The 20925-nt window shown below is 41.4% G+C and carries 20 protein-coding genes; 7 read left to right on the top strand and 13 right to left on the bottom strand.

Translation table 11 applies throughout. From position 1 onward, the window contains the following. Positions 1–10: 10 nt before the first annotated feature. From aroH to V7K25_RS28745, 3 genes are all read right to left on the bottom strand, one after another. Entirely contained in the window at positions 11–424 is a 414-nt protein-coding gene (aroH, locus tag V7K25_RS28755; RefSeq protein ID WP_251955369.1) for a chorismate mutase, read from the bottom strand. An 88-nt stretch (positions 425–512) separates the two neighbouring features. Continuing rightward, positions 513–1334, bottom strand: a complete 822-nt coding sequence (sppA, locus tag V7K25_RS28750) for a signal peptide peptidase SppA (RefSeq protein WP_335162922.1) — start codon at positions 1332–1334, stop codon at positions 513–515. Between the two features lie 542 nt (positions 1335–1876). After that, positions 1877–2173, bottom strand: a complete 297-nt coding sequence (locus tag V7K25_RS28745; protein ID WP_335162921.1) for a hypothetical protein — start codon at positions 2171–2173, stop codon at positions 1877–1879. Positions 2174–2633: 460 nt separating this feature from the next. On the opposite strand from V7K25_RS28745, the gene V7K25_RS28740 reads away from it, so the two are divergent. The 7 genes from V7K25_RS28740 to V7K25_RS28710 all read left to right on the top strand — a co-directional run bounded on the left by V7K25_RS28740 (position 2634) and on the right by V7K25_RS28710 (position 9979). Continuing rightward, positions 2634–3428 carry an MlaE family lipid ABC transporter permease subunit gene (locus tag V7K25_RS28740; protein WP_335162920.1) on the top strand — a complete coding sequence of 265 codons (795 nt, stop codon included), beginning with the start codon at positions 2634–2636 and terminating at the stop codon, positions 3426–3428. 149 nt (positions 3429–3577) lie between these two features. Next, entirely contained in the window at positions 3578–3964 is a 387-nt protein-coding gene (locus tag V7K25_RS28735) for a DUF3119 family protein (RefSeq protein WP_335162919.1), read from the top strand. Positions 3965–4101: 137 nt separating this feature from the next. Then, the gene (locus tag V7K25_RS28730; RefSeq protein WP_335162918.1) at positions 4102–5370 is read left to right on the top strand and encodes a DUF3086 domain-containing protein; all 1269 of its coding nucleotides are present in this window, start codon (positions 4102–4104) and stop codon (positions 5368–5370) included. A 76-nt stretch (positions 5371–5446) separates the two neighbouring features. Further along, positions 5447–6124: a glycerol-3-phosphate 1-O-acyltransferase PlsY gene (plsY, locus tag V7K25_RS28725; protein ID WP_335162917.1), complete on the top strand. Its 678-nt coding sequence runs from the start codon at positions 5447–5449 to the stop codon at positions 6122–6124. Positions 6125–6624: 500 nt separating this feature from the next. Continuing rightward, the gene (locus V7K25_RS28720) at positions 6625–7839 is read left to right on the top strand and encodes a lipid-A-disaccharide synthase-related protein (RefSeq protein WP_335162916.1); all 1215 of its coding nucleotides are present in this window, start codon (positions 6625–6627) and stop codon (positions 7837–7839) included. 31 nt (positions 7840–7870) lie between these two features. After that, entirely contained in the window at positions 7871–8146 is a 276-nt protein-coding gene (locus V7K25_RS28715) for a hypothetical protein (protein ID WP_335162915.1), read from the top strand. A gap of 93 nt (positions 8147–8239) precedes the next feature. Then, on the top strand, positions 8240–9979 hold the full coding sequence (locus V7K25_RS28710) for an ABC transporter ATP-binding protein (RefSeq protein WP_335162914.1): 1740 nt from the start codon (positions 8240–8242) through the stop codon (positions 9977–9979). A gap of 2 nt (positions 9980–9981) precedes the next feature. On the opposite strand, the gene V7K25_RS28705 is transcribed toward V7K25_RS28710, so the two are convergent. The 10 genes from V7K25_RS28705 to V7K25_RS28660 all read right to left on the bottom strand — a co-directional run bounded on the left by V7K25_RS28705 (position 9982) and on the right by V7K25_RS28660 (position 20911). Continuing rightward, entirely contained in the window at positions 9982–10239 is a 258-nt protein-coding gene (locus V7K25_RS28705) for a hypothetical protein (protein WP_335162913.1), read from the bottom strand. 63 nt (positions 10240–10302) lie between these two features. Continuing rightward, positions 10303–10542, bottom strand: coding sequence for a hypothetical protein (locus V7K25_RS28700; protein WP_335162912.1), 240 nt, complete (start codon positions 10540–10542; stop codon positions 10303–10305). A 542-nt stretch (positions 10543–11084) separates the two neighbouring features. Further along, positions 11085–11657, bottom strand: coding sequence for a hypothetical protein (locus V7K25_RS28695; protein WP_335162911.1), 573 nt, complete (start codon positions 11655–11657; stop codon positions 11085–11087). A gap of 124 nt (positions 11658–11781) precedes the next feature. After that, positions 11782–13362, bottom strand: a complete 1581-nt coding sequence (locus V7K25_RS28690; RefSeq protein ID WP_335162910.1) for a hypothetical protein — start codon at positions 13360–13362, stop codon at positions 11782–11784. Continuing rightward, complete coding sequence (locus V7K25_RS28685; RefSeq protein ID WP_335162909.1) at positions 13359–14063, bottom strand: hypothetical protein; 705 nt, start codon at positions 14061–14063, stop codon at positions 13359–13361. The genes V7K25_RS28690 and V7K25_RS28685 overlap by 4 nt, the downstream gene beginning before the upstream one ends. A gap of 102 nt (positions 14064–14165) precedes the next feature. Then, a complete protein-coding gene (locus V7K25_RS28680) occupies positions 14166–14993 on the bottom strand; it encodes a hypothetical protein (protein WP_335162908.1) in 828 nt (275 codons plus the stop codon). 289 nt (positions 14994–15282) lie between these two features. Continuing rightward, the gene (locus tag V7K25_RS28675) at positions 15283–16347 is read right to left on the bottom strand and encodes a hypothetical protein (RefSeq protein ID WP_335162907.1); all 1065 of its coding nucleotides are present in this window, start codon (positions 16345–16347) and stop codon (positions 15283–15285) included. A 581-nt stretch (positions 16348–16928) separates the two neighbouring features. Next, positions 16929–17753, bottom strand: a complete 825-nt coding sequence (locus tag V7K25_RS28670; RefSeq protein WP_335162906.1) for a hypothetical protein — start codon at positions 17751–17753, stop codon at positions 16929–16931. Positions 17754–17838: 85 nt separating this feature from the next. After that, positions 17839–20586 carry a hypothetical protein gene (locus V7K25_RS28665; protein WP_335162905.1) on the bottom strand — a complete coding sequence of 916 codons (2748 nt, stop codon included), beginning with the start codon at positions 20584–20586 and terminating at the stop codon, positions 17839–17841. Next, entirely contained in the window at positions 20540–20911 is a 372-nt protein-coding gene (locus V7K25_RS28660) for a hypothetical protein (protein ID WP_229558869.1), read from the bottom strand. The genes V7K25_RS28665 and V7K25_RS28660 overlap by 47 nt, the downstream gene beginning before the upstream one ends. Between the last annotated feature and the right edge of the window lie 14 nt (positions 20912–20925).

Below are 20925 nucleotides of genomic sequence, written 5' to 3'. Positions count from 1 at the left end.
TTTAAAGAATTTACACTTTTGACTTAACTGCTGGCTGTGATGTTTGTAAAGACTGGGGCAAACTCCAGTCGGGACGCAAGCTAGCAGCATTGCGTAAATAAATATGATGAACCGAGGCGGAAGCTGGCAGATAAGCGTGGATTAAGAACCGAATGCAGCGCTGTAAGCTGCCTTCGACGTGCATTTGCTGCACATCCAACATGGCCACATTATCCCAACCAGGACGGGATCTAGCGATCGCAGCTGGAAAAATAGCATCCAAATCGCGTGTCACAGAGAAAGTCACACTAATCATGTCCGTCGGCTGGAATTGATTCCGGTTTTCTAGTTCATCTAGAAGTTCTGTCACTACCTCTCGCATTGCCTCAACGGTATTTTCTGAAACGGTTGTTGCTCCGCGAATAGCCCGCATTTGCCACTCCACGCCCAAATCCTCCTTAAAACAAAAAAGTTAGGGGTTAGGAGTTAAGAGTGAGAAATTGACAATTTTAACTCCTAACTCCTAACTCATATTAGGGTCGATATAACCACAAGGGTAAACCACTAGTAGACATTTCAAATTCGAGCCAATCAATTCCAGATCGAATTCCTGATGAAACTTGACGACTTCCTGGTAGAAGGCGACTTAATAAAGGTTTACGTTCTTCTAGGGTATAACAGAGAGTTTTTTCTGGATCTAGTCCGACTAGTTCTGCTGTCCAGCGACGGGCATCTTCTTCTGTGCCCAGACGATCTACAACACCCAACTCTAGGGCTTGCTGTCCAGTAAAAATCCGGCCATCGGCGAAACTTTTCACAGCTTCTACTGTTAAAGAACGGCCATCAGCTACCGTTTGGACAAACTGCTGATAACTTGTGTCAATCAACTCTTGCAGGATGTTTTCTTCTGGTTGAGTCAGTTGCCGATCGAAAGACAATATGTCTTTGTAAGGCCCAGACTTAATTACCTGGAAGGAAACACCGATTTTTTCTAGCAAGCGTTCCAAGTTATTTCCACGCAGAATCACACCAATACTACCCGTAATTGTACCTGGGTTGGCTACGATGTGTTCGGCTCCCATGCCGATGTAGACTCCTCCAGAAGCCGAAATATTGCCAAAGCTAGCGACGATTTTAATTTTTTCGCGCAAACGCTTCAGGGCGCTGTAGATTTCTTGGGAATCTCCAACTGTACCGCCAGGGCTATCGATACGGAGCAATAATGCCGGAAACTTTTTTTCTTCTATAGTTTTCAGGGCTTCTAGGACGCGTTTGCGGGTAGCACCGGCGATCGCACCAGTAATTTCAATTCGCGCAATTTGTTTTCTAAACTTGGGCTTAAACGGCCAAATCATGAGCTGTCAACATACCTCGTAATAAACTCAATATAAGATGCCCAACGGTCAGACGGCCTCTTTTGCTCTGTTAAGAAACATGAGCAGGCATTGTGAGCATCAGTATTTTAAGGAAATTTTTATATTTTGCAGTGAGTTTTATTTGATATTCTCAATGGATACTAATGAAGTCCTTAAAGATTGCAGATAACACAAAACACCACACTCTAGTCTAGCGTCCAGCACGATGATTTAGCACAGACTATTTTAGCTGTTTTGCGGAATTAAAATCATACAACCCTTGGTATTCTGGGTTTTTAACTTTTTAAGGATTGTTTTACTAGGGTCGCGCACCTGTACTAGTTGTCAGTAATTAATAACTAATAACTAATGAATAATAAATATTTAATCAATAACTCCGGTACTCAATTTAATTAATAAAATTTATTGAGCAAAACTAATCCCTATTTTAGATTAAAACCAATAGTACTTTCACTTTTGGCAATATCACTTTTCCCTATTTTGTACAGCCCATGAGCATCTGACGAAGCTATTTCTACTGCTTATGAATCAATTCGTAAAATTTGACACCGATAGTAAACGTACATATCAAACAGTGCGCCGACGAAACTACAGGTCAAACTAATCACAAATAATCCACGTAGGGGAGTTCCACTGCCAAAGGCGGCGAGAAAATGCATAATTTGAGTAGCGATCGCCTCAGTTAACTCTTGTAAGCCGGGGAAGTAACCAATGAGGGGTAAAATGAACAATCCGCCGCCAACTAGTAACATGGGGGCGACAAAACTAAAAATGATCGTCAGTAGTAGAGAGCGGAGAAAGTTAGTGAAAATAGCCATTTAAGACAAACTCCGTGAGTAGAGATGACAAGAGCTAGATAGCAGTTCGTCATTTTCTACAATACGTGCGATCGCTCCTGACCAACCAATCTGTCAAAAATCTTAAGTTTTCATTAAAATAAACGGCTACTAGCTACAGCACATGCTGGGGATCTTAAAAATGATTTTAATTTATAAAACCCTTGCACAATCAAGTTTATAGCTAAAATTAGTTCTATTTCGTGGTTTGCAACACCTTTAATAACAGTTTCACTTTCTGAGAGCATCTTTAATCAAAGTTAATATTTAGCACTGTGGGGAGTGAGGAAGAGGCAGGGGAGGCAGGGGGAGAAATTAATTCAAAATTCAAAATTCAAAATTAAAGAACTTCTGCCTTCTGCCTTCTCTTTCCCCATTCCCCATTCCCTATCCCAATGACTTCCGCTATTCTTAAGGCAGTCACCGAGTTAGCTACAGAACATTGAACCAGACTACATCCAAATCTAGTTTAGGAGAATGGAGTCAGCGACTGCTGGCGGCGATTTTTCTGGGTGGGCAAGTACTAGTTCACCTATTGAGGGGCAAAATCCATCGGCGCAACACCTTGCAACAAATGGCAGCAGTTGGGCCAGATTCCTTATTTATTGCGCTATTGACGGCTATTTTCGTCGGCGCAGTGTTTACCATTCAGGTGGCGCGGGAATTTATCAACTTTGGCGCAGGAAACATTATCGGTGGAGTACTTTCTGTCGCGTTAACACGAGAACTTGCTCCGGTGTTGACAGCAGTGGTTTTGGCTGGGCGAGTCGGTTCTGCCTTTGCGGCCGAAATCGGTACTATGCGAGTCACAGAACAAATCGATGCCATGTTGATGTTGAAAACAGATCCAATCGATTATCTAGTTATTCCTCGCGTCCTTGCTTGCTGTTTAATGCTACCAATTTTAACCCTCTTGTCTTTGGTAACAGGGATGTTCGGGGGATTAATAATTGCAACAAATCTCTACAACCTGTCTGATACGGCATTCCTAGACTCAGCCCGTAACTTTCTTGGTATCTGGGATATTGTTAGTGCCTTGATTAAGGCGTGTTGTTTTGGCACTTTAATCGCCGTAATTGGTTGCAGTTGGGGGTTGACGACAACAGGAGGAGCCAAAGGTGTAGGACAGTCAACCACAAGTGCTGTTGTGACTGCCTTGCTAATTATATTTGTTAGCAACTTTTTTCTTTCTTGGTTAATGTTTCAGGGGACTGGCAGTGCATTCATAGGGCTATAAAAGTGAGGAGTAGAGACGCGATTAATCGCGTCTCTACAAGAGTTATAAGTTAAAATTCCTCACTCGTAACTCGTAACTCCTAACGCTTAACTCCTGACTCCTAAAATAAAAGAGAGAGATGCCTAGTAAATAAAGCAGGATTTAAGACTGTGACCAGTTCATTTGTTCCTAACTCCACATCAACTGTGGAACTCAAGCCTAGTTACAATATACCTATAGTATTGGTGATTGCCGCTATTCCAGTACTGTTGATACAACCGTGGGTAGGCTCCGTTTTTACGCTGTTTGGTTTGTTTCTCATGTTTCAGGCGTTAACGCTGCGTTTGCAATTTACCGCCACAGACTTAGATATTTACAGAGGCGAAAAATTGATTCGGCGCTTTCCCTACCAGGAATGGCAAAACTGGCGGATATTCTGGAATGGAGTCCCCATTTTGTTTTACTTTAAAGAAATTAAAAGTATTCACTTTTTGCCGATTTTATTTGATCCCAATACCTTGAAAACTTGCTTAGAACAACGTTGTCCGCGTATTTAATCCTAAGTTTCATCTGTGCTGAGTCGTTTCGCTCTAGACTCATAACTCAGCACTCATAACTCAGGACTTTTATGGCAGCTCAATTGTAATATTTCTGAAAGCTATTTATTCGCGTCATAGGAATTACACTATTGTTTATGAACTCAGAGGCATCTCAAACCCCAGAACCAATTGATGAGCGGTTGGCAGAAAAACAAGAACAGAACAATGCAGTTGAACATCCACTCAATCAATCTGTTGAGTCAGTGGGAGAAACAGGAGCCACTAGCTCATCAGAGAACTACACAACTTTTGAGCCAATTATCTCTAATGCAGAAGTGGTAGATTCTACAGTAGAGCTAACAGAAAATTCAAATGGCGAGTTTGTAGCGCAGTCGGAACCGGAAAATACCGCACTGGGATCAGAAAACTATTTATTATATACAGAAGCAGAGCAGCGAGTAGCAGAGTTGCAGAGCGCTGAAACTGCTCTCAAGGAAGAAATAGCCAAGATGCAAGCTTTTTACAAAAACCTTCAGGCACAAGTGGGTGAAACTCAGACATCACTGGGACGACTTGTGCAAGAGTCATTGGTGCAGTTAGAACAACGCAAACAAACCCTGCAAATTTCTGTAGAACAACTAGAACGCCGTCAAGAACGTATCCGCAACGAGATGCGAACCACTTTTGCTGGTACATCCCAAGACTTGGCAATTCGGGTGCAGGGTTTTAAAGACTATCTCACTGGTAGCTTACAGGATTTGGCCGTTGCTGCCGAGCAGTTGCAACTGACGCCAAGTGTGGTGGAACGAGAAAAACCATCTGTAAAAGAAAAAGAGGCTAAACCAGTTGAAACCCAACCTGGAATACCGCAATTTGCCCAACAGCAGTTTCAAGATACTACTAAGCAAATTCGCCGCCTAATTGACCAATACCGTAATAAACCAGATTACTATGGCCAAGCCTGGCAACTGCGCCGTACCTTTGAACCAATCCACGCAGAACGAGTTTCTAACTGGTTCTTTACCCAAGGGGGACGGGGTAGTTTGCGGACAATGGGTAGCCGCTTACAAAATATTTTGATTGCCTCAGCTGTAATTTCGATATTACACAAGCTGTATGGCGATCGCGTCCGTACTTTAGTCTTAGCTAATACACCAGAGCGATTGGGTGAATGGCGGCGCGGCTTGCAAGACTGTCTAGGAATCGGTCGCCCAGATTTCGGCCCAGACCGGGGCGTGGTATTATTTGAAGCGTCTGATGCTCTGGCTCAGAAAGCAGACCGATTGACCAAAGCCAATCAACTGCCCTTAATTATCATTGATGATTCTGAGGAGCAAATTAGTTTGTCACTGCTGCAATTTCCTTTGTGGTTAGCTTTTGCTCCTGACCCCAAAACCGTGAGAAACTATGATGATGACTTTTAAATGAGTTATTAGTCATTAGTCATTGGTCAAGAGTAATACCTCTTGACTTTTTAAATTTTAAATTTTGAATTTTATTATGGCTATTTGGTTAACTCTGTGCGGGGCAATTGTAGTTATAGCTTACCTATTGGGTTCTTTTCCCACCGGGTATATTGCTGTGAAGCAGTTAAAAGGTATTGATATTCGGCAAGTTGGTTCAGGTTCCACTGGAGCAACTAATGTACTAAGAACCTTGGGCAAAGGGCCAGGAGCATTCGTTTTAGTACTTGATGCCTTAAAGGGAGTATTAGCGATCGCTCTAGTCTACTGGTTATTCAATTTTAACCCGATTCAAAATTATATCCCACCTACGGTAGATGCACAAGTATGGCAACCGTGGTTAATAACCATAGCTGGGTTAGCTGCCATCCTGGGACATAGTAAATCAATTTTTTTGGGCTTTACTGGTGGTAAATCCGTTGCTATCAGTTTGGGGATTTTGTTGGCTATGAGTTGGCAGATAGGTTTAGCAACAGCAGGTGTGTTTGCCATCTTCGTGGCGATATCGCGGATTGTCTCTTTGAGTTCAATTGCAGGTGCGATCGCAGTTTCCATTTTCATGGTAATTTTGCATCAACCACTACCATATATTCTGTTTGGAATTGCCGGTGGATTATATGTAATTTTGCGCCATCGCCCTAATATTGAACGGTTGCTTGCGGGAACAGAACCAAAAATTGGGCAAAATGTAGCGACACCAGAACAAACTACATAATGAGTTTTTGGTACATACTTCGCCCCAAGCGATGCCCTAAGCTTGCCCTTGAGTGAGCGTGATATCTCTTCTGGAGTTTAGACTAAGCAGCAAGATTCAATCTGATATAAACCTTTGAGGACTTTGCCATCTAACCCAACAGTTTCTCCAGTATTTAGTTGTATATAAAAGAATTTGATCGAACACCCGGAATAATCTTTGTAATCTACCTGTAATAAAGCACGACGCAAAGCGTCTATTTGCGTAGTTTACCGCCGTAGGCATCGCAGGATAATTAAGAAAAGCCTGAAACAACCTCATGATTGCCAAACAGCTTTCGATAGTATCGATTTGCTAACGGATTTTTTCAAAATACTCCCGTCTGCATTCATCTGCATTTCATCCTCAACCATTCTTTCTGGTTGACAGACAACTATCTCAGTCCCTTTTACTTTCTTAACCTACTCACCCAATGTAGGTAAAAATATCACTAAGCATTTTAGCCAAATCCAAAACCCAAGATGTCTTCTAAGCGAATCTTGTTTATCAGTAACGGCCACGGAGAGGACAACCACACCTCTCATGTTATTCAGACCCTACGCCAATTGTGTCCTTCCATAGAGATGGCAGCAATGCCGATTGTAGGGGAAGGAAAAGCTTACCGCAGCTTGGACATTCCCATTATTGGCCCCACACAAACGATGCCCTCTGGAGGATTCTTCTACATGAAGCGCCTCTATTTGCTCAAAGATTTTCAATCGGGATTGATTGGGCTAACATGGCGACAATTACAAGCGGTGTTGCAATATGCTCCGAACTGCGATTTGATTATGGCTACTGGGGATTTTGTCTCCCAGACATTTGCTTACTTAACAAAGCGCCCCTTCGTCTCTTTTATCTCTTGTCTTTCTGCCCTCTATGAAGGTCGATTGCCTATCAATCCTCTGCTGTGGCACGATCTGAATTCTTCTCGATGTCTGGCAGTTTTCACCAGAGATTCTTATACAGCTTCTGACCTCCAACGGCAAGGTATAGCTAAAGCTCGGTTTGGTGGGATTCCGGCTTTAGATCGCCTCGTTCCCGCCGATAAAGATTTGCACCTGAAACCGGACATTCCCACGATCGCTCTTTTGCCAGGTTCACGGATGCCAGAAGCAGCGCGAAATTTCTGTTTGCAGTTGCAACTGGTGGTAGAAATTGCCAAGGTGATGCCTAAGTCAGGATTCCAATTTCGCGCCGCCTTAGTACCAAATTTGATGGAGCAACTAGACTACATTGCTAAAAGTCAAGGTTGGCAACTGACTCAAGGCGTACTCACCTATTCTCCTTCAGGAAGTTCTGCTGAGAAATCACCGCTTGTAGAAGTCAGATGTTACTCAGATGCCTTCAACGATATTGTATATTACTCTAACCTCGTCATTGGGATGGCAGGGTTGGCAGTGGATTTAGCGGTAGCGATCGGCAAACCAATTATCCAGATTCCTGGAGAAGGGCCTCAATTTACTTATCAATTCGCAGAGGCGCAAACGCGGCTATTGGGCATTTCTGCCCAAACTATCGGCACTGGGCCAGCAACACCAGAGATTCTCAAACAAGCGGCCCACCGAGTGGTTGAAACTTTACAAGATGCAGACTATCTCGCTAAGTGTCAACAAAATGGCCCTGAGCTATTTGGGCCGCCCGGTGCATCTGAGAGAATAGCCCACTTTCTGCTAACCTCTTTAGGAGAAACTTAGTACAGCTTTGGGTAAAATCGTAGCGTTTTTAATGCAAGGGGATGCATTGGCATTGTTAGCCGATGCATTGGCATTGTTAGCTGATGCATTGGCATTGTTAGCCGATGCATTGGCATTGTTAGCCGATGCATTGGCATTGTTAGCTGATGCATTGGCATTGTCAGCCGATGCATTGGCATTGTCAGGCGATGCATTGGCATTGCAGGGTATTGCCAAATTTAATTCGCTACGAATTAATAAAATGCTGTACTTAGTACAAATTGCGTCAGGAGGCAGGAGGCAGAAGTTCTTTAATTTTGAATTTTGAATTTTGAATTGATTTCTCCCCCGGTTACTGAGCGTAATCGAAGTCTGCTCCCCCTGCCTTTTTTCGGTAAGGATAACAATAAAGAATTGAACTATGAAAGTCCGCTCTAGCTACTGGCAACTGTTACCTTATCTGTGGCCCCAATGGCCGCTGTTAGTTCGGGGATTCGCTTGTATCTTAGGATTTGTATTGCTCACTCTAGCAATACCCTACTTAGCAGGTCAGGTCGCTTTTTTTGTTGGTCAGGGAAATGTTAACCAAATTGCCTACTGGCTCGGAGTAGCTACTGTAGTATTTTTAGTTCGAGGGCTTTGTCAATACGGGCAGAATGTCTTTATGATTGCTGCCGCTCTGAATATGGTTTTGAATTTGCGTAAGCGGGTTTACGCTCACCTGCACAAACTCGGATTGGATTACTTTGAAACCACACAGACGGGTGACCTCACTTATCGACTGACTGAAGATATCGATCGCGTAGGCGAGATTGTAGATAAATTATCCCATCAGTTTCTTTCCAATCTCTTGCAGTTAATTGCGATTCCCATTTACATGCTCTACCTGAATTGGCCACTTACCCTTGCGGGTATGATTTTGGCTCCTTTGATGGCTTGGTTAATCGGGCTATTTGGTCAGCGATTACTCTTGCTATCTCGCCAGAGTCAAAATCAAGTTTCCAATTTATCGGCTTTGTTAACTGAAGTATTTAGCGGAATTCGCGTTGTTCAAGCTTTTGCAGCACAAGGGTATGAAGTCAAGCGATTCAATCAGGAAGCAGAACGCAATCGCCAAACTAAGTATCGCGCTCAACAACTCAAATCTCTTCAGTTTCCCGTTGTTGGTTTTTTGGAAGCAGTTAGCATTATGCTGCTGTTTCTCTTGGGAGGATGGCAGATTTCTCAGAATCAGCTGACATCTCAAGGCTTTATCAGTTTCTTAGCTGCTGTGGCATTACTGATTCAGCCAATCGACTTGATGATTAGCAATTACAACGAGTATAAACAGACCGAAGCTTCGGTTGAACGCATCTTTGAATTAATGGCAAAGCAGCCTAGTTTAATTGAAAAATCCAATGCTAAGGAACTGCCACGAATTGCTGGTAAAGTAGAGTATCGTCATGTCAGTTTCGCTTACAATCCCAGCGAGCCAGTCCTCAAGGATCTTTGTCTGCACGCTTCTCCTGGTAGTGTCATTGCCTTGGTTGGTTCTTCTGGGGCAGGCAAATCGACTTTAATTAACCTTTTACTTCGTTTTTATGACCCCCAGGCGGGTGAAATTCTGATTGATGATATTGATATCCGCGATGTCACACTCACAAGTTTGCGCCATCAAATTGGCATTGTTCCCCAAGACATTACCCTTTTTTCGGGAACGATCGCTGAAAATATTGGTTATGGTCAAGAAGAATTAAATTTGGCAGCAATCGAGTCAGCAGCAAAGATTGCCAACGCTCACTCGTTCATCACCCAGTTTTCCCAAGGTTACCATAGCTGGGTTGGCGAACGCGGAGTTAACCTATCTGGAGGACAGCGCCAAAGATTAGCCATTGCCAGAGCGATCGTCAACGATCCTCGAATTCTCATCTTGGATGAAGCTACTTCTGCCTTAGATTCGGAGTCAGAAGCACTAGTTCAAGAAGCCATCAAGCGAGTGATGCAAAACCGTACCGTGTTTGTTATCGCCCATCGCTTGAGCAGCGTTCGTAGGGCTGATTGCATTCTTGTACTAGAACAAGGACAGTTAGTTGAAGCTGGTACTCATACCTCCCTCCTGTCTCAGGAAGGACGCTATGCCCGTTTTTATGCCCAACAGTTTTATTCTACAGATGAGGATTAAGCTTACGAATTAACCTTGCTTTTAATTAAACGGTGGAAAAGGCGGCAAGGCCACAAAAAAGCTCCACATATACTTACTGAGGCGATCGCGGCCACAACTCGCCAAGTCGAACTAGATTCAGTGGCAGAATCTGAAGGGTGAGCTTGTGTGTTTTTAGCTAATTCTGGCACTGAATGAGATAGCTGACTGGCTGTAGTCACCCCTTCAATCGCTGCTCCAATTAGATAAGCTACTAGGGCAATTACTAGCCAGTTATTCATAATATTCAACTGTTTGAACTCTGAGCGTATGCTTGGCTGTGAGGAATCATTTGATTTCTCGTACTAATGATTGCCACCTTGCCCGAAGGATAATCGACCTTCAGCCGTATCACGAATCAGGGGCAGTTTAGATGTTATGTAAGTATTAAGGCTGCTATCTGCCTGGGGATCAATAGCCTGCTTCGCTTTTAACTGCTGAAGAAGCACTTGTACTAAAGCAGCATCGTCAAACTGGAGCAGGGTGCTGACTTGGGTAGACTCGATTACAGTCCAAAGCTGTTGCATCATTTTGGCAGTGACCATGAGTCTGTAACCTCTTAAGCTTTTCTTTATATTTACACAGATTTGGAATTTGTAGTTAGTTTTTATCTGAAGATTTATAAACATATAGGCTGAAAATAGGCTGAAAATGCCTGAGTTGGTTAATCAGTTGAGTCATAGGGTTTTTCAATTGATTGAACTACAGCAATGCCTAAGCTCAAGCCTAACCTTGCTCTATAAAGAAATAAAACTGCCCAAAGAGTTAGATTCTCTCTAACCCAATACGCTTGCATTGAGGAACGTAGACCCAAAGGGATTTCTTGCAGGGTAATCCAACATTTTCATTGATTTAGTTGGGTTTCACCTCGTACCTCTATGGGAAACAAGCTAGAACCAAAACCAAGCAATTTATGGTTTTTGAGGCTAACCTAAACGTATTGCTCTAATTCCCGCCATTTTTATAAATAAGGAAGGAATTAGAGCAAGCCTTTTGAAAAGCCACAATGCAGACATAGGTAGACTTCAGCGCTTTTTGTGGAGAGAAACTTCAGTTGTCTTCGCTGTCGAGTATTTTTGCTAAAAATTTATTGTGGAACTTTAGCACAAGCTCCTTCCTGACCAGAAGGATCGGCAAAAACTGCTAAAGTGTGATATTCAGGGTTATCTGTTTTATATATCACTCGAAAAGTATATAACCTATTTCTACCTTGGCCTTCGGTAACAACTGTTAAAAGTGTATTGCTAGTGGGAGGAAGCCCAGGAATATTTAGTTTTTGAATTCGTCTGAGTTGAATTACATTCGCTGCGGAGTTTTTACAATCTCCTCCACTACTATTAGAGTCTTGACCAAACTGCATACATACTGGGCCATCAAAGTCTATAGTTACCTGTGATGGATCGTTTAACCAAACTTTTTTAATTACTTCTCCAGCCGGAATAAAGCTTAAGTTAGTTCCTTGTTGATACCAAACGTCGATCGTAGGTGTTGCTCCCCCTAAACCCTGTGCTTGACAGGAAAATATAGAACGCAGAACAGCGTTATTAGCACCAGCGCGGCCTACCAACAAGAACATAGCAACCGAGAAAATTAAGGAAGCTATAGGTAGGAAATAAGAATGATTTAGGGTATTTCCTGACAAGTTAATATTATTTTTCATGGTTGCAAATGGGAAGATTGGTAGATAGAACAAGAAAATATAGAAAAGATAAAAAGAAAACTAATTACCAATTACCATTACTCAATTCAAAATCTAAAATTGGTATAAATCCTATCTCCTAAAACTAGATTGGTTGATTAACGTATAGTTCAACATTTGTGCCGGCTTTTATAAACCAAACATTAGTTGGTTGTGACATTTGGGCGATCGCCTGTTGATTACGTTGGGCAATTTGGGGTACTACAGAGTTCATACCACCTTCCAGAACCGCAGCTCCAAGGTTGCGTCTGTTCTCAGTGATAGTACCAGTAGTAGAAGTAGTGACGGGGGTGGTGGTGCCGTCGCTATTAGTGGTGGTGGTGGTGGTGGGTAAAGACACGAGTGTGGTATCAGGGCGATTTATTAACTCTGCGGCTTTACCAATACCTCCCAAAACGAATAGTCCTGCATCCATTGATGCTATGGACGAACTTTGGCCGGGATATTTATTTGCTATTAAAGGTTTACCTTGGGTACCGCGAATAATAATTGCATTGCTGGGTAAGCTTTGTTCGGTAGGGTTGCCATTATTTTGCGAGATAAGTTTAGTTACGTTCATCTGCATAAGACCTTGTTCGTTAATGGAACTAATTTCAGCTAGGAACTCGGTGTTTGCAGGTATAACGGTAGTACCATCCTTAGATTTAAGTGCTTCTTGCGATTTGATCACAAATACGTTTTTCCCTCCGGCTGCTTCATCACCACCGCTTGATCTAGTAGTAGTTTCCCCAAATATCGCTGTTGCTAACACAGCTTTAGCACTAGTCCCGATTGCTAAGGATTTCTGTCCCACGGGTTGCGCTTGACTCTCCGCAGGAGCAGGAGTTTGCGGTTGTGGTGTCTGTTGTTGCTGCGGCTGCGGATTGTTTGCAGGTTCAGGAGTTGCTGCGATGTTATTAGATTGATTCGTAGCATCTAGTTGACCGTAGCTACCTAACTTTGCTAACCTTTTCCACTCTTGCAATGGGCTTGGTGGAGATGGTGGAGTTATATTGACTACGGGTTGAGTGTTTGGCTTCACAACTGGTAGTTGGGGCGATCGCAAAGGTTGAGATGCAGGTACTTTAACGATGCGCTCAACTGTCACTGTCCGAGGCACGTAAGCTGTTGGTGGGGGTGTTGGGATCATTCTTCTGGAAGAAACTGACGGTTCTTTTAAGACTACTGTAGGCGTTGATTTGGCAGTTCTAAGTTGTTGTTGGGCGGCTTTCACCATCTGTGCTTGTTCAGTCAGGGCTAATTTCGTTTTCAGAGTATCTACTTCGCCTGCTAGTTGTTGAGTAGTAGATTCATTAGTTGGCTGCTCACGCACTTGTGGAGGAACAATAGTTTTTGGCTTAGGATTGCTACTCATTAACTGCGACAAAAACACACCACCCACCAAAACGATCGCAAAGGTAGCAGCTCCTACCAAGCCTAACTTTGCAAAGGGATTAGATGAGAGGGGTTGCTTTGTCTGAACTTCTTGTGGAAGAGATAACGATTCTTGTGAAGTTGCAGAGTCTTCTGAACCTTGGGTATAGGGAGAAGATTCTTCTTCAAAACCGACTAACCTTGACATCCGCGATTCCCAATCAAAAGATTCTACATCTTGTTGGTGAGCGTCGGTGTTTAGAGTAAATCCATTTTGAGCAGGTGTTTCCGCAGGAGTTGAGTATTTAGTCATGGTAAAGCTTGATTGGGATTTCCAGAACAATTTTTATCTTTGATATCACATACATTATAAATTTCTAGTCTGGCCTCACCAAGGCGGTAAGCTGCGAACTGCAATGGTAGTGCTGCATTTGGTAGGGAAGTTGCGGGTTCATCTATTGCTCTAACTAAAATTTGTTTATTAAATGAAGTTGATTTTCCCAACCTATCATAACCGTTAAAGACTAGTTGATTAGCAAACATCTCCACTTTCCACTGTCCACTACCTATTTCTGTTGGTTGAGATATTTTTTGAATTACTAATACATTCTCTGCTCCTCTATTAACATTTTCAAATTGGCTATCTGGATTTAAATTCGTAAGTTCGGACTTAAGTTTTTCTTTAAAATTATCAGCTACTAGTTGGGAGGTAATTTCCCAGACTTGCGTTGGCGGCTGTTGATCTGACCAGGTAAGCATTAAACTCATAGTTTCACCCACAAACCGCCGAATAGCCTCTGGCTGTCGCTCTAAATTTGGTTCGGGGTCTACGGTTATAGCGCGACCATCAACAAGCTGCACTAAGCTTTGAGGTGTGAGTTGACGACCTAACTGCTGTAACATCGACCCGTGAAATAGAAGTAAAAGCAAGGTTAATACATGTAACCCAAATGTTCCTACTGCTAACAGTGGTAATGGGTTATTTTTCCTATTTTCTGGTTTGAGTAATTGCATTTATTTATATTTATATAAAATTAGTGAATTAGAAATCTATAGGTCTTATTTGATTTTTTAAAAAAGCGCTTAACTCAAAAAAGCTGATTCCCTACTCCCTACTCATCTAATAAAGCTATCAGATGTTTGTCCAGCCCCGCATTGGGTTAATTTATCATTGTTAAGGCTGTTGTTGCCATCAAGCAAACATAAGTTACGAACTTCATAAATTTCTAATCTATCAGCGCGGACACTATAAATTGCTTTTTGCAAATCTGTGCCATTGTCGCCTTGGGGATTACCAAAATAATCTGCTGCACGTACCAGTAAATCTTTGTTAAAAGGAGTTATGAGTCTTGCACCACCTTCTCGGTTTTTTTGAATTAAGTCGGCGACCATACCCACTCGCCACTTTCCTGGTGCAATTTGTCTTGGCGGATAAACCCGCTTAATAACTAATTGTGATGTCATCATTAGGCTGGGATTTTCAGAGAAAACTTCTGCTGGTGTCATTTCTGCAACTGTGCTTAAGAAACCTTTGCGAAAGTCTTCGGATAAGGCAAAACTAGCTATCCAACTACTGGTACTAACTTTTTGACTACTCCCTTGCGGTGTTTGAATAAGAACTCCTAAATCTGGTTTGGGGTTTGCAACTTCTTCGATATTTTGTGGTGGTAAGGTTCCAGACCAGCTAAACATTGATATCATCGTTTTGCTGATGAATTGGCGAATTGCTTCTGGATCTCTTGCTAAATCATCGATATTAGCTACTGGTTTACCGTCTATTAATTGCACAAAGTTAGGAGCTTTTCTCAGACTGAGTTGGCGAATATTTAGCCCTTGTAATAAGAATAAAAATAAAACTAATATATGTAAACTGAAGGTTGCGAGCGCAAAAATTGTCAAAACACTTGCCGTCGTTCTTTGTCTTTTTTCTAGCAAACGCACCATTTACTCACCTCTTTTGCATAAAACTTCAGTTATTATATATTAATTATACGGCTATTTCATTCTATACATAAACCGCCCAGAACTAAAGTTCTAAGCTAATAGCTAAAGTCCGTTAAAATGGACTAGAAACTTTTCGCAGTTATCTAAAGATGACTTTCGCTATTAGACTGGTGAATTCATTCTGAGGCGGGCCAGATGAGAATGAAATAGCCCTGATATTAATTACGATTTACATATAATTTAGCAGTTACGACACTTATCAAAATTTTATTCATTTTTAATTTTGAATTTATATCCTCTCCCTTACTAAAGAAGCTGTATTGCTTATACCACTGAAGAGTGCAAAACCGCCAGCAGCAGCTACAAGCAACGATAAAATTGGTGCTAAAATCCCCAGAAAAATTATGAACCACATTAAATCTGGATCGGCATTAAGATTTTGACCTGGCCCATTTACAATAACTGCGGCAGTCACAACAGCAATAATATTAAATGAAATCTTGGCAATTCCAATAGATAAAAATCCGGTGAGCCATGCAAAAATTGGTTTACCAGCTACAGGTAGTAAAGATCCACCTACAGCTATTGGCCCTAAAAGTGCTATCAGCAACATAGTAGCTTCTATTAAATTCTGGAAGGCATATTGCAAAGAAACTAAAAAATTTTTGATGCTTGTTTGCACTGTAGAACCTAACAAAGAATTAAATGATGTTTCTGATACTATGCCACGGACAGAACTAATATTATTTATCTCATTTACCTTATCTTGTAGTCTAATTATCCAGGGTCTATATTTTCCGTATGTATACCTATATTTCTGCAAGAGAATGTTGATTCTCACAGCAGCTTGGGCAAAGCATTTACTTTGTTGTTCACCAGTTAGCGATTGGCAAGGACGGAGAAAAGAACCAGTTACTTCTTCAGCAACACTCATATTCAGTGCTTCTTGGTACATTTTACTCGCATCTGGTGATACCACTACTTGAGTGTTTAAATAACCCCGTAATCCCAGTGTCAGATTAGAAAGGATACTTCCTTTACCTGAATTACTTAAGAGAATCACCACTACAAAAGGCCAGATTAAAGCTGATATTGGACGACTATATTCGTAGGATATTAAGTCTCTGAGGAATTGTATCATAAAAAATAACAGGGTTCCTACTGCAAAAAAAATACCCAGATTTGTCAGCGTTCCATACAAAGTACCATTGCCGGTATTTTGTAATAAATTCAACCATTGACTATTCCAACCGTCGGCAATACTTTGGGAAGTTACAGCACCCTTAGTGAGAACCTCATCAATGCCTAGTTGGGGTTCTATTTGGGCAAAAATTAGTTGAATAGCAAGTTGCATTTTGAGTTAATAGACTGTTTTTTTATATCGTAGGGTGCGTTATAAATGTTACGCATCATTCCGGATCTTTTCGATGCGTTACGCTGTCACTAACGCACTTTAACAAACTGTTTTTAGACTTACTGTTGGTTTATTTCGGTTTTTCCCTTAAAAAGGCTTGTCATTACCAACATTTTTTTGTAACAGTCAAAGTGTAACACTTACTCATATCCCGCCCAGAACTAAAGTTCTAGGCTAATAGCTCAAGTCCATTTAAGTGGACTGAAATTTTCGTTTTCACAAGGTCTACTAGCCATCTACATCGCTGAAAATATTGATTGTATTTAGTCCTATTGAGAGGACTTTAGCTATTAGCTTTGGAATTTATTCCTAAGCGGGATAGTAACGAAGCGAGTGATTGAAAAGATGTGGGTAATAACAAGCCTTAAAAGGCTTCCTCTTAGGTTTCTTTTTCCCCTTTTTAAGGGGGTTAGAGGGATCAATAAATGCCTAAAATCACAGACAACCACTTTTCAAACAAGCTCTTAAGGATTTTAAAAGTTATATGGAAAGGAAAATTATAGTTTTTTTATCCTAAAATCTTACTTCCCAACTTTTTGTCTGCCAAACAAATCTAGTTGAGATGTAGCTCGTAAAAGCCGCGCCGCTTCTGTAGATGTATCTACTCTCCGAGCGCGATTCGCCTCTTCTGCCTGCTGAGAAATATTTGCTAAATTTAAATTAGAATATTGTAAAGACTGATTCGTTTGTATTGACTGGGCAAATGTTTCGGCTACGATTTTTGCTTGTAATTTTTGCATTAGAATGGTTTCGCTGTTTGGATTTAGCAATGTAGTTATCAATGCTTTTGTAAGGTTACAAGTTACGCTTGCTGGGTCTTTTGCTATATCACCAGGACAATTTAAGCTTTGTGTTGGGTCATTTACCCCAGAACCAGAATTAGAATTGTCAAAAAGATCCGACTGAATATTTTCTAACTTTCCTTTTATCCGACTTTGTGCATTTTTACCAAGAACACCTACCGCCACTCCACGGGTCATTAAACGATTGAGTTCATTACTAGCTAAATTTCCCCGTACTGCTGCATTATTTTCAAAGCGGCTTGCTCTAGACTGTGAACTATAATAGTTTTGAATCACATAATCACGAACGTCTTGCCCCGCAGTGACGGGGTTAGGTATTTTCAATTCTCCCGCGTTACTGTTAGTACTCAGAGTATTTTGACTATTTGATTCAGGGTTTAAATTTTCGTTTACATTCTTATATTGAAAGTAATCTTGCAAATCTCTGGAATATGATTGAAAATCAGTCCAAACCTGGCCTACTAGCGTTTGATCTTGTTGTGCCATGACTGGCAGAATTGCCAGCGATAGCAACGTAAGAGTAAAAATGGTAGTTTTTCGCATACATTTGTGCCTGAAAAAGGTAATTTAGCTTTTTAACTATGATTTTTAACTTTTTGAATCACTGTTAACTGCTTACAGAACCCGATTAACTACTACGCAGATTAGCCACTAACTGACGTGCAAATGCAGAAATTGCTTCATATTTATCGCTATGAAGTTGCATCATTTTACTACGTGCAGTTTGTTCAGCAGGGTTATTAGCAACTGCTGCCAATTGTTCGTAACCTGGATAATAACGACAGAATGTATAAATACCGTTATCATCTAACAGCCATTGGCTATAAACGCTTTCTTTGCGGGGAAAGAAGCTTTCTGAGGCATTACGAGCAATAATGTTGCGGGGATATTTTAAGATATCTGCAAAACTATCCACTGCAACCGGCTGAATGCGTCCAATCAATCGTGTTGTCAAGTTTTGCAAAATCTTAGATGCAGCCTTAGATTTGGCAATTGTATCAGGATCTTGTCCTGATAAGATGACTCTGATACCGGCTTTAGCGCCGTTTGCACAAACTCTGCCAACTAAGTCAGAAATTTGCTCGAATTCAAATAGAATTGGTGCTTCGTCAATGAAGAATATAGAAGCTGGACTACCTAATGCGCGTCGTAATGCTGCTGAATAGGCACTCAGAGATAGTACGGCTGCATCTTCACTATCTGATAGGTTTCTCAGAGCAAAAACTAAAAGTTGTGCATCGGTAGGAAAGCTAGATGGTGCAGAAATGGCTTGTCCTACGCGACTAGAAAGCCAAAACCGCAAGCGCAGCTGAATTTGACTAAGGGCGTCTTCTACTCTGCCAGTTAAAGTATTTAGCTGCAAGTGTTCTGATGAACAGAAAAACAGAAAATCTTTTAAGGTAGGAGTTTTCAGCCAAGCCTGAGTGCCAAATCCTCCCGCCATCGCCTGTCGATATCGCTCTTTTATGCCCTCATCAGCAAAAAAGGCTTCTAATGCTAAATTGAGGAGCGATCGCACGGTTTGCGATAAAATTTGACTTTCAGTGGACGATCCTAAAACCATTGTCATTAAAGCTGATTCTAGGAAGGCGGTATAATCGTTAAAGCGATCGCGCTGTTGTTCTGGATCTAGCGATCGTAAGTCTGGCTGTTCAAATAAGTTATTCGATTGTTTGGAGATATCAAAATACGCTCCATTCACCCCCATGAACTCTGTGTAATCTGTGAAAGTAGATGTACCATCAGGTTTCGGGAAATCTAATGCCACAACCGGAATACCATGTGCCAAAGCCTGAGTTAAAATCCCTGATACCAATACCGATTTACCAGCACGAGTAGTGGCAAACAAAGCTAAATTTTTGTGTTGATTAAACAAATCTAAATGTATGGGTGTCCCGCCTTCTTCAGCAATCAACTCAAAGCCTTGTTTATCACCCTGTTTAGTTAAAACTAAAGGCATTAATCCGGGAACTTCACTGGTTAAATATAGCTGGCGACGATTGAAAGGTGTTGCTAATAAACCTTCCCAAACTATTGGGAGAGTTTGCAGCCAAATTTTCCAGGCGTACTCAGTTTCTCTAATTAATTTTGCTGGACGTTGAAAACAGTTTTCAATATATCTTGTTGCCTCATCTAATTTATCGACAGTTGGACGATGTACCAAAATAACGATACTCGTATAAATCGGGACTGCACCTTCAAATAATTGTTCTTGTGCTGCTACCGATTTCTTCAACTTTAATTGCGCGTTGACATCAATAGTTTTACTTTTTTCTTGAGCCATGATTGTTGTCATGTTTGACTGCTTCAAGACTCGTTGCAAAGTAGTTTTCACCATTGCTGGATTTGCCGCAGTCAACTCACAAAAAATTTCTGTATCTACTACTGCTTCTCTAGCTAACAGTTCCCATAAATATCGCAGTTGAGTAGATTTGTTTGCCCAACCTCCGGGTTTTTCCAGAAAAGACAGTGCGCCAATATAACGATTGTTAACATTAACCCAACGGCGATCGGCACAAGGTACGCTAGACTCCATCAGCAAAGTTGTGCCGTGGATATTGTCTAGAAGCAATTTAGTACTAGCTAAATCTGAATTAATTTGCTCGTGTAGTCCTTGTTCATCTAAAGTCAGCAATTGGGGAATCGGTATTGCCTGCGTATCATTAAACCTTTTCCAAATACCCTCCCACAGTTCATCAGCTTTCAAAGGCTTGACATCTAATCCCATTTGGTTAGATAAAATTTGTTCCCAGCGTAGAAAACCCTGCTTGTAAGCATTGTTTATCAGCGTTTCAATGCGCTGGTTTTCTACTTCTGAAAGATCGCCTTTGAATTTTAACCACCATGATTCAGCTCTAACTAAAAGCTTTTCTATCCAATCATCTGCATCTCTGGAGTTGGATTCAATGGTGTAAGTGACATAAATCCGCAAAAATTTCGGCTTACGAACACCAGATATAGTCAATTCTTTGACTCTGGCTCTTTCTGCCATCAACAAATATTTGATATCTCGTGATGGCGCATTTCTGATTAGCGATACTAATTCTTTTTGGCGCTCTTTGTCGGAACTAAAAGATCCCAAATGCAGTGTCATTCTTTCACCGCTAGGAATGTCTTTCAATCCGGCTTCAATGTTATTAAAGAGTGTATCGATTTGTTCGGCTCTTAAGGTGGTATGAATTCCCTTACAGTCAAAACCAAAAACAAAGCAAAACCGATCTCTTTGAGTGCCTTTTGTCAAAAGGTAAGCGCCAATATCACGTCCATTCATTGCAACACGTAGCATTGTCGCCAAGTGCAAGGCATCTTCAAATGGTGTTAATCTACCTTCATTTCCGGCGACGCCGACGCTTTGTTTTCCGATTTTTTGCTTCATGGTTAACTTCCAATAAGCTTTGATAACGAGCAAAGCCTCTTGTCCAAGCGGGAACGCCTATAAATTTACTTAAAAAACTCCAACTCCTACCACCAGTTAAAATCCACCAAGTTCCTATTCCCCAACCAGTCATTAATATTGTCCACAACCACTTTTGAAATTCTTCTTGGAAAATCCCACCAAAAATTCCATTGATAATGAAGTAGGATGCTAAGGCAATTACCGTCCAAGGAAGAATTTGATCGGCAGGGATTGGCCCTAATGAGGGTTGGCTTCCTAAAACCTGATTGACTGGACGAAAATCTTGTTCCCGCTCTTGAGACATTTGAAATATGAAAT

The organism is Nostoc sp. (assembly GCF_036919495.1).
In the GTDB taxonomy this organism is placed as follows: domain Bacteria; phylum Cyanobacteriota; class Cyanobacteriia; order Cyanobacteriales; family Nostocaceae; genus Nostoc.
The sequence above is the reverse complement of the archived record's forward strand: the minus strand, read 5'-3'. Positions and strand labels throughout refer to the sequence as shown.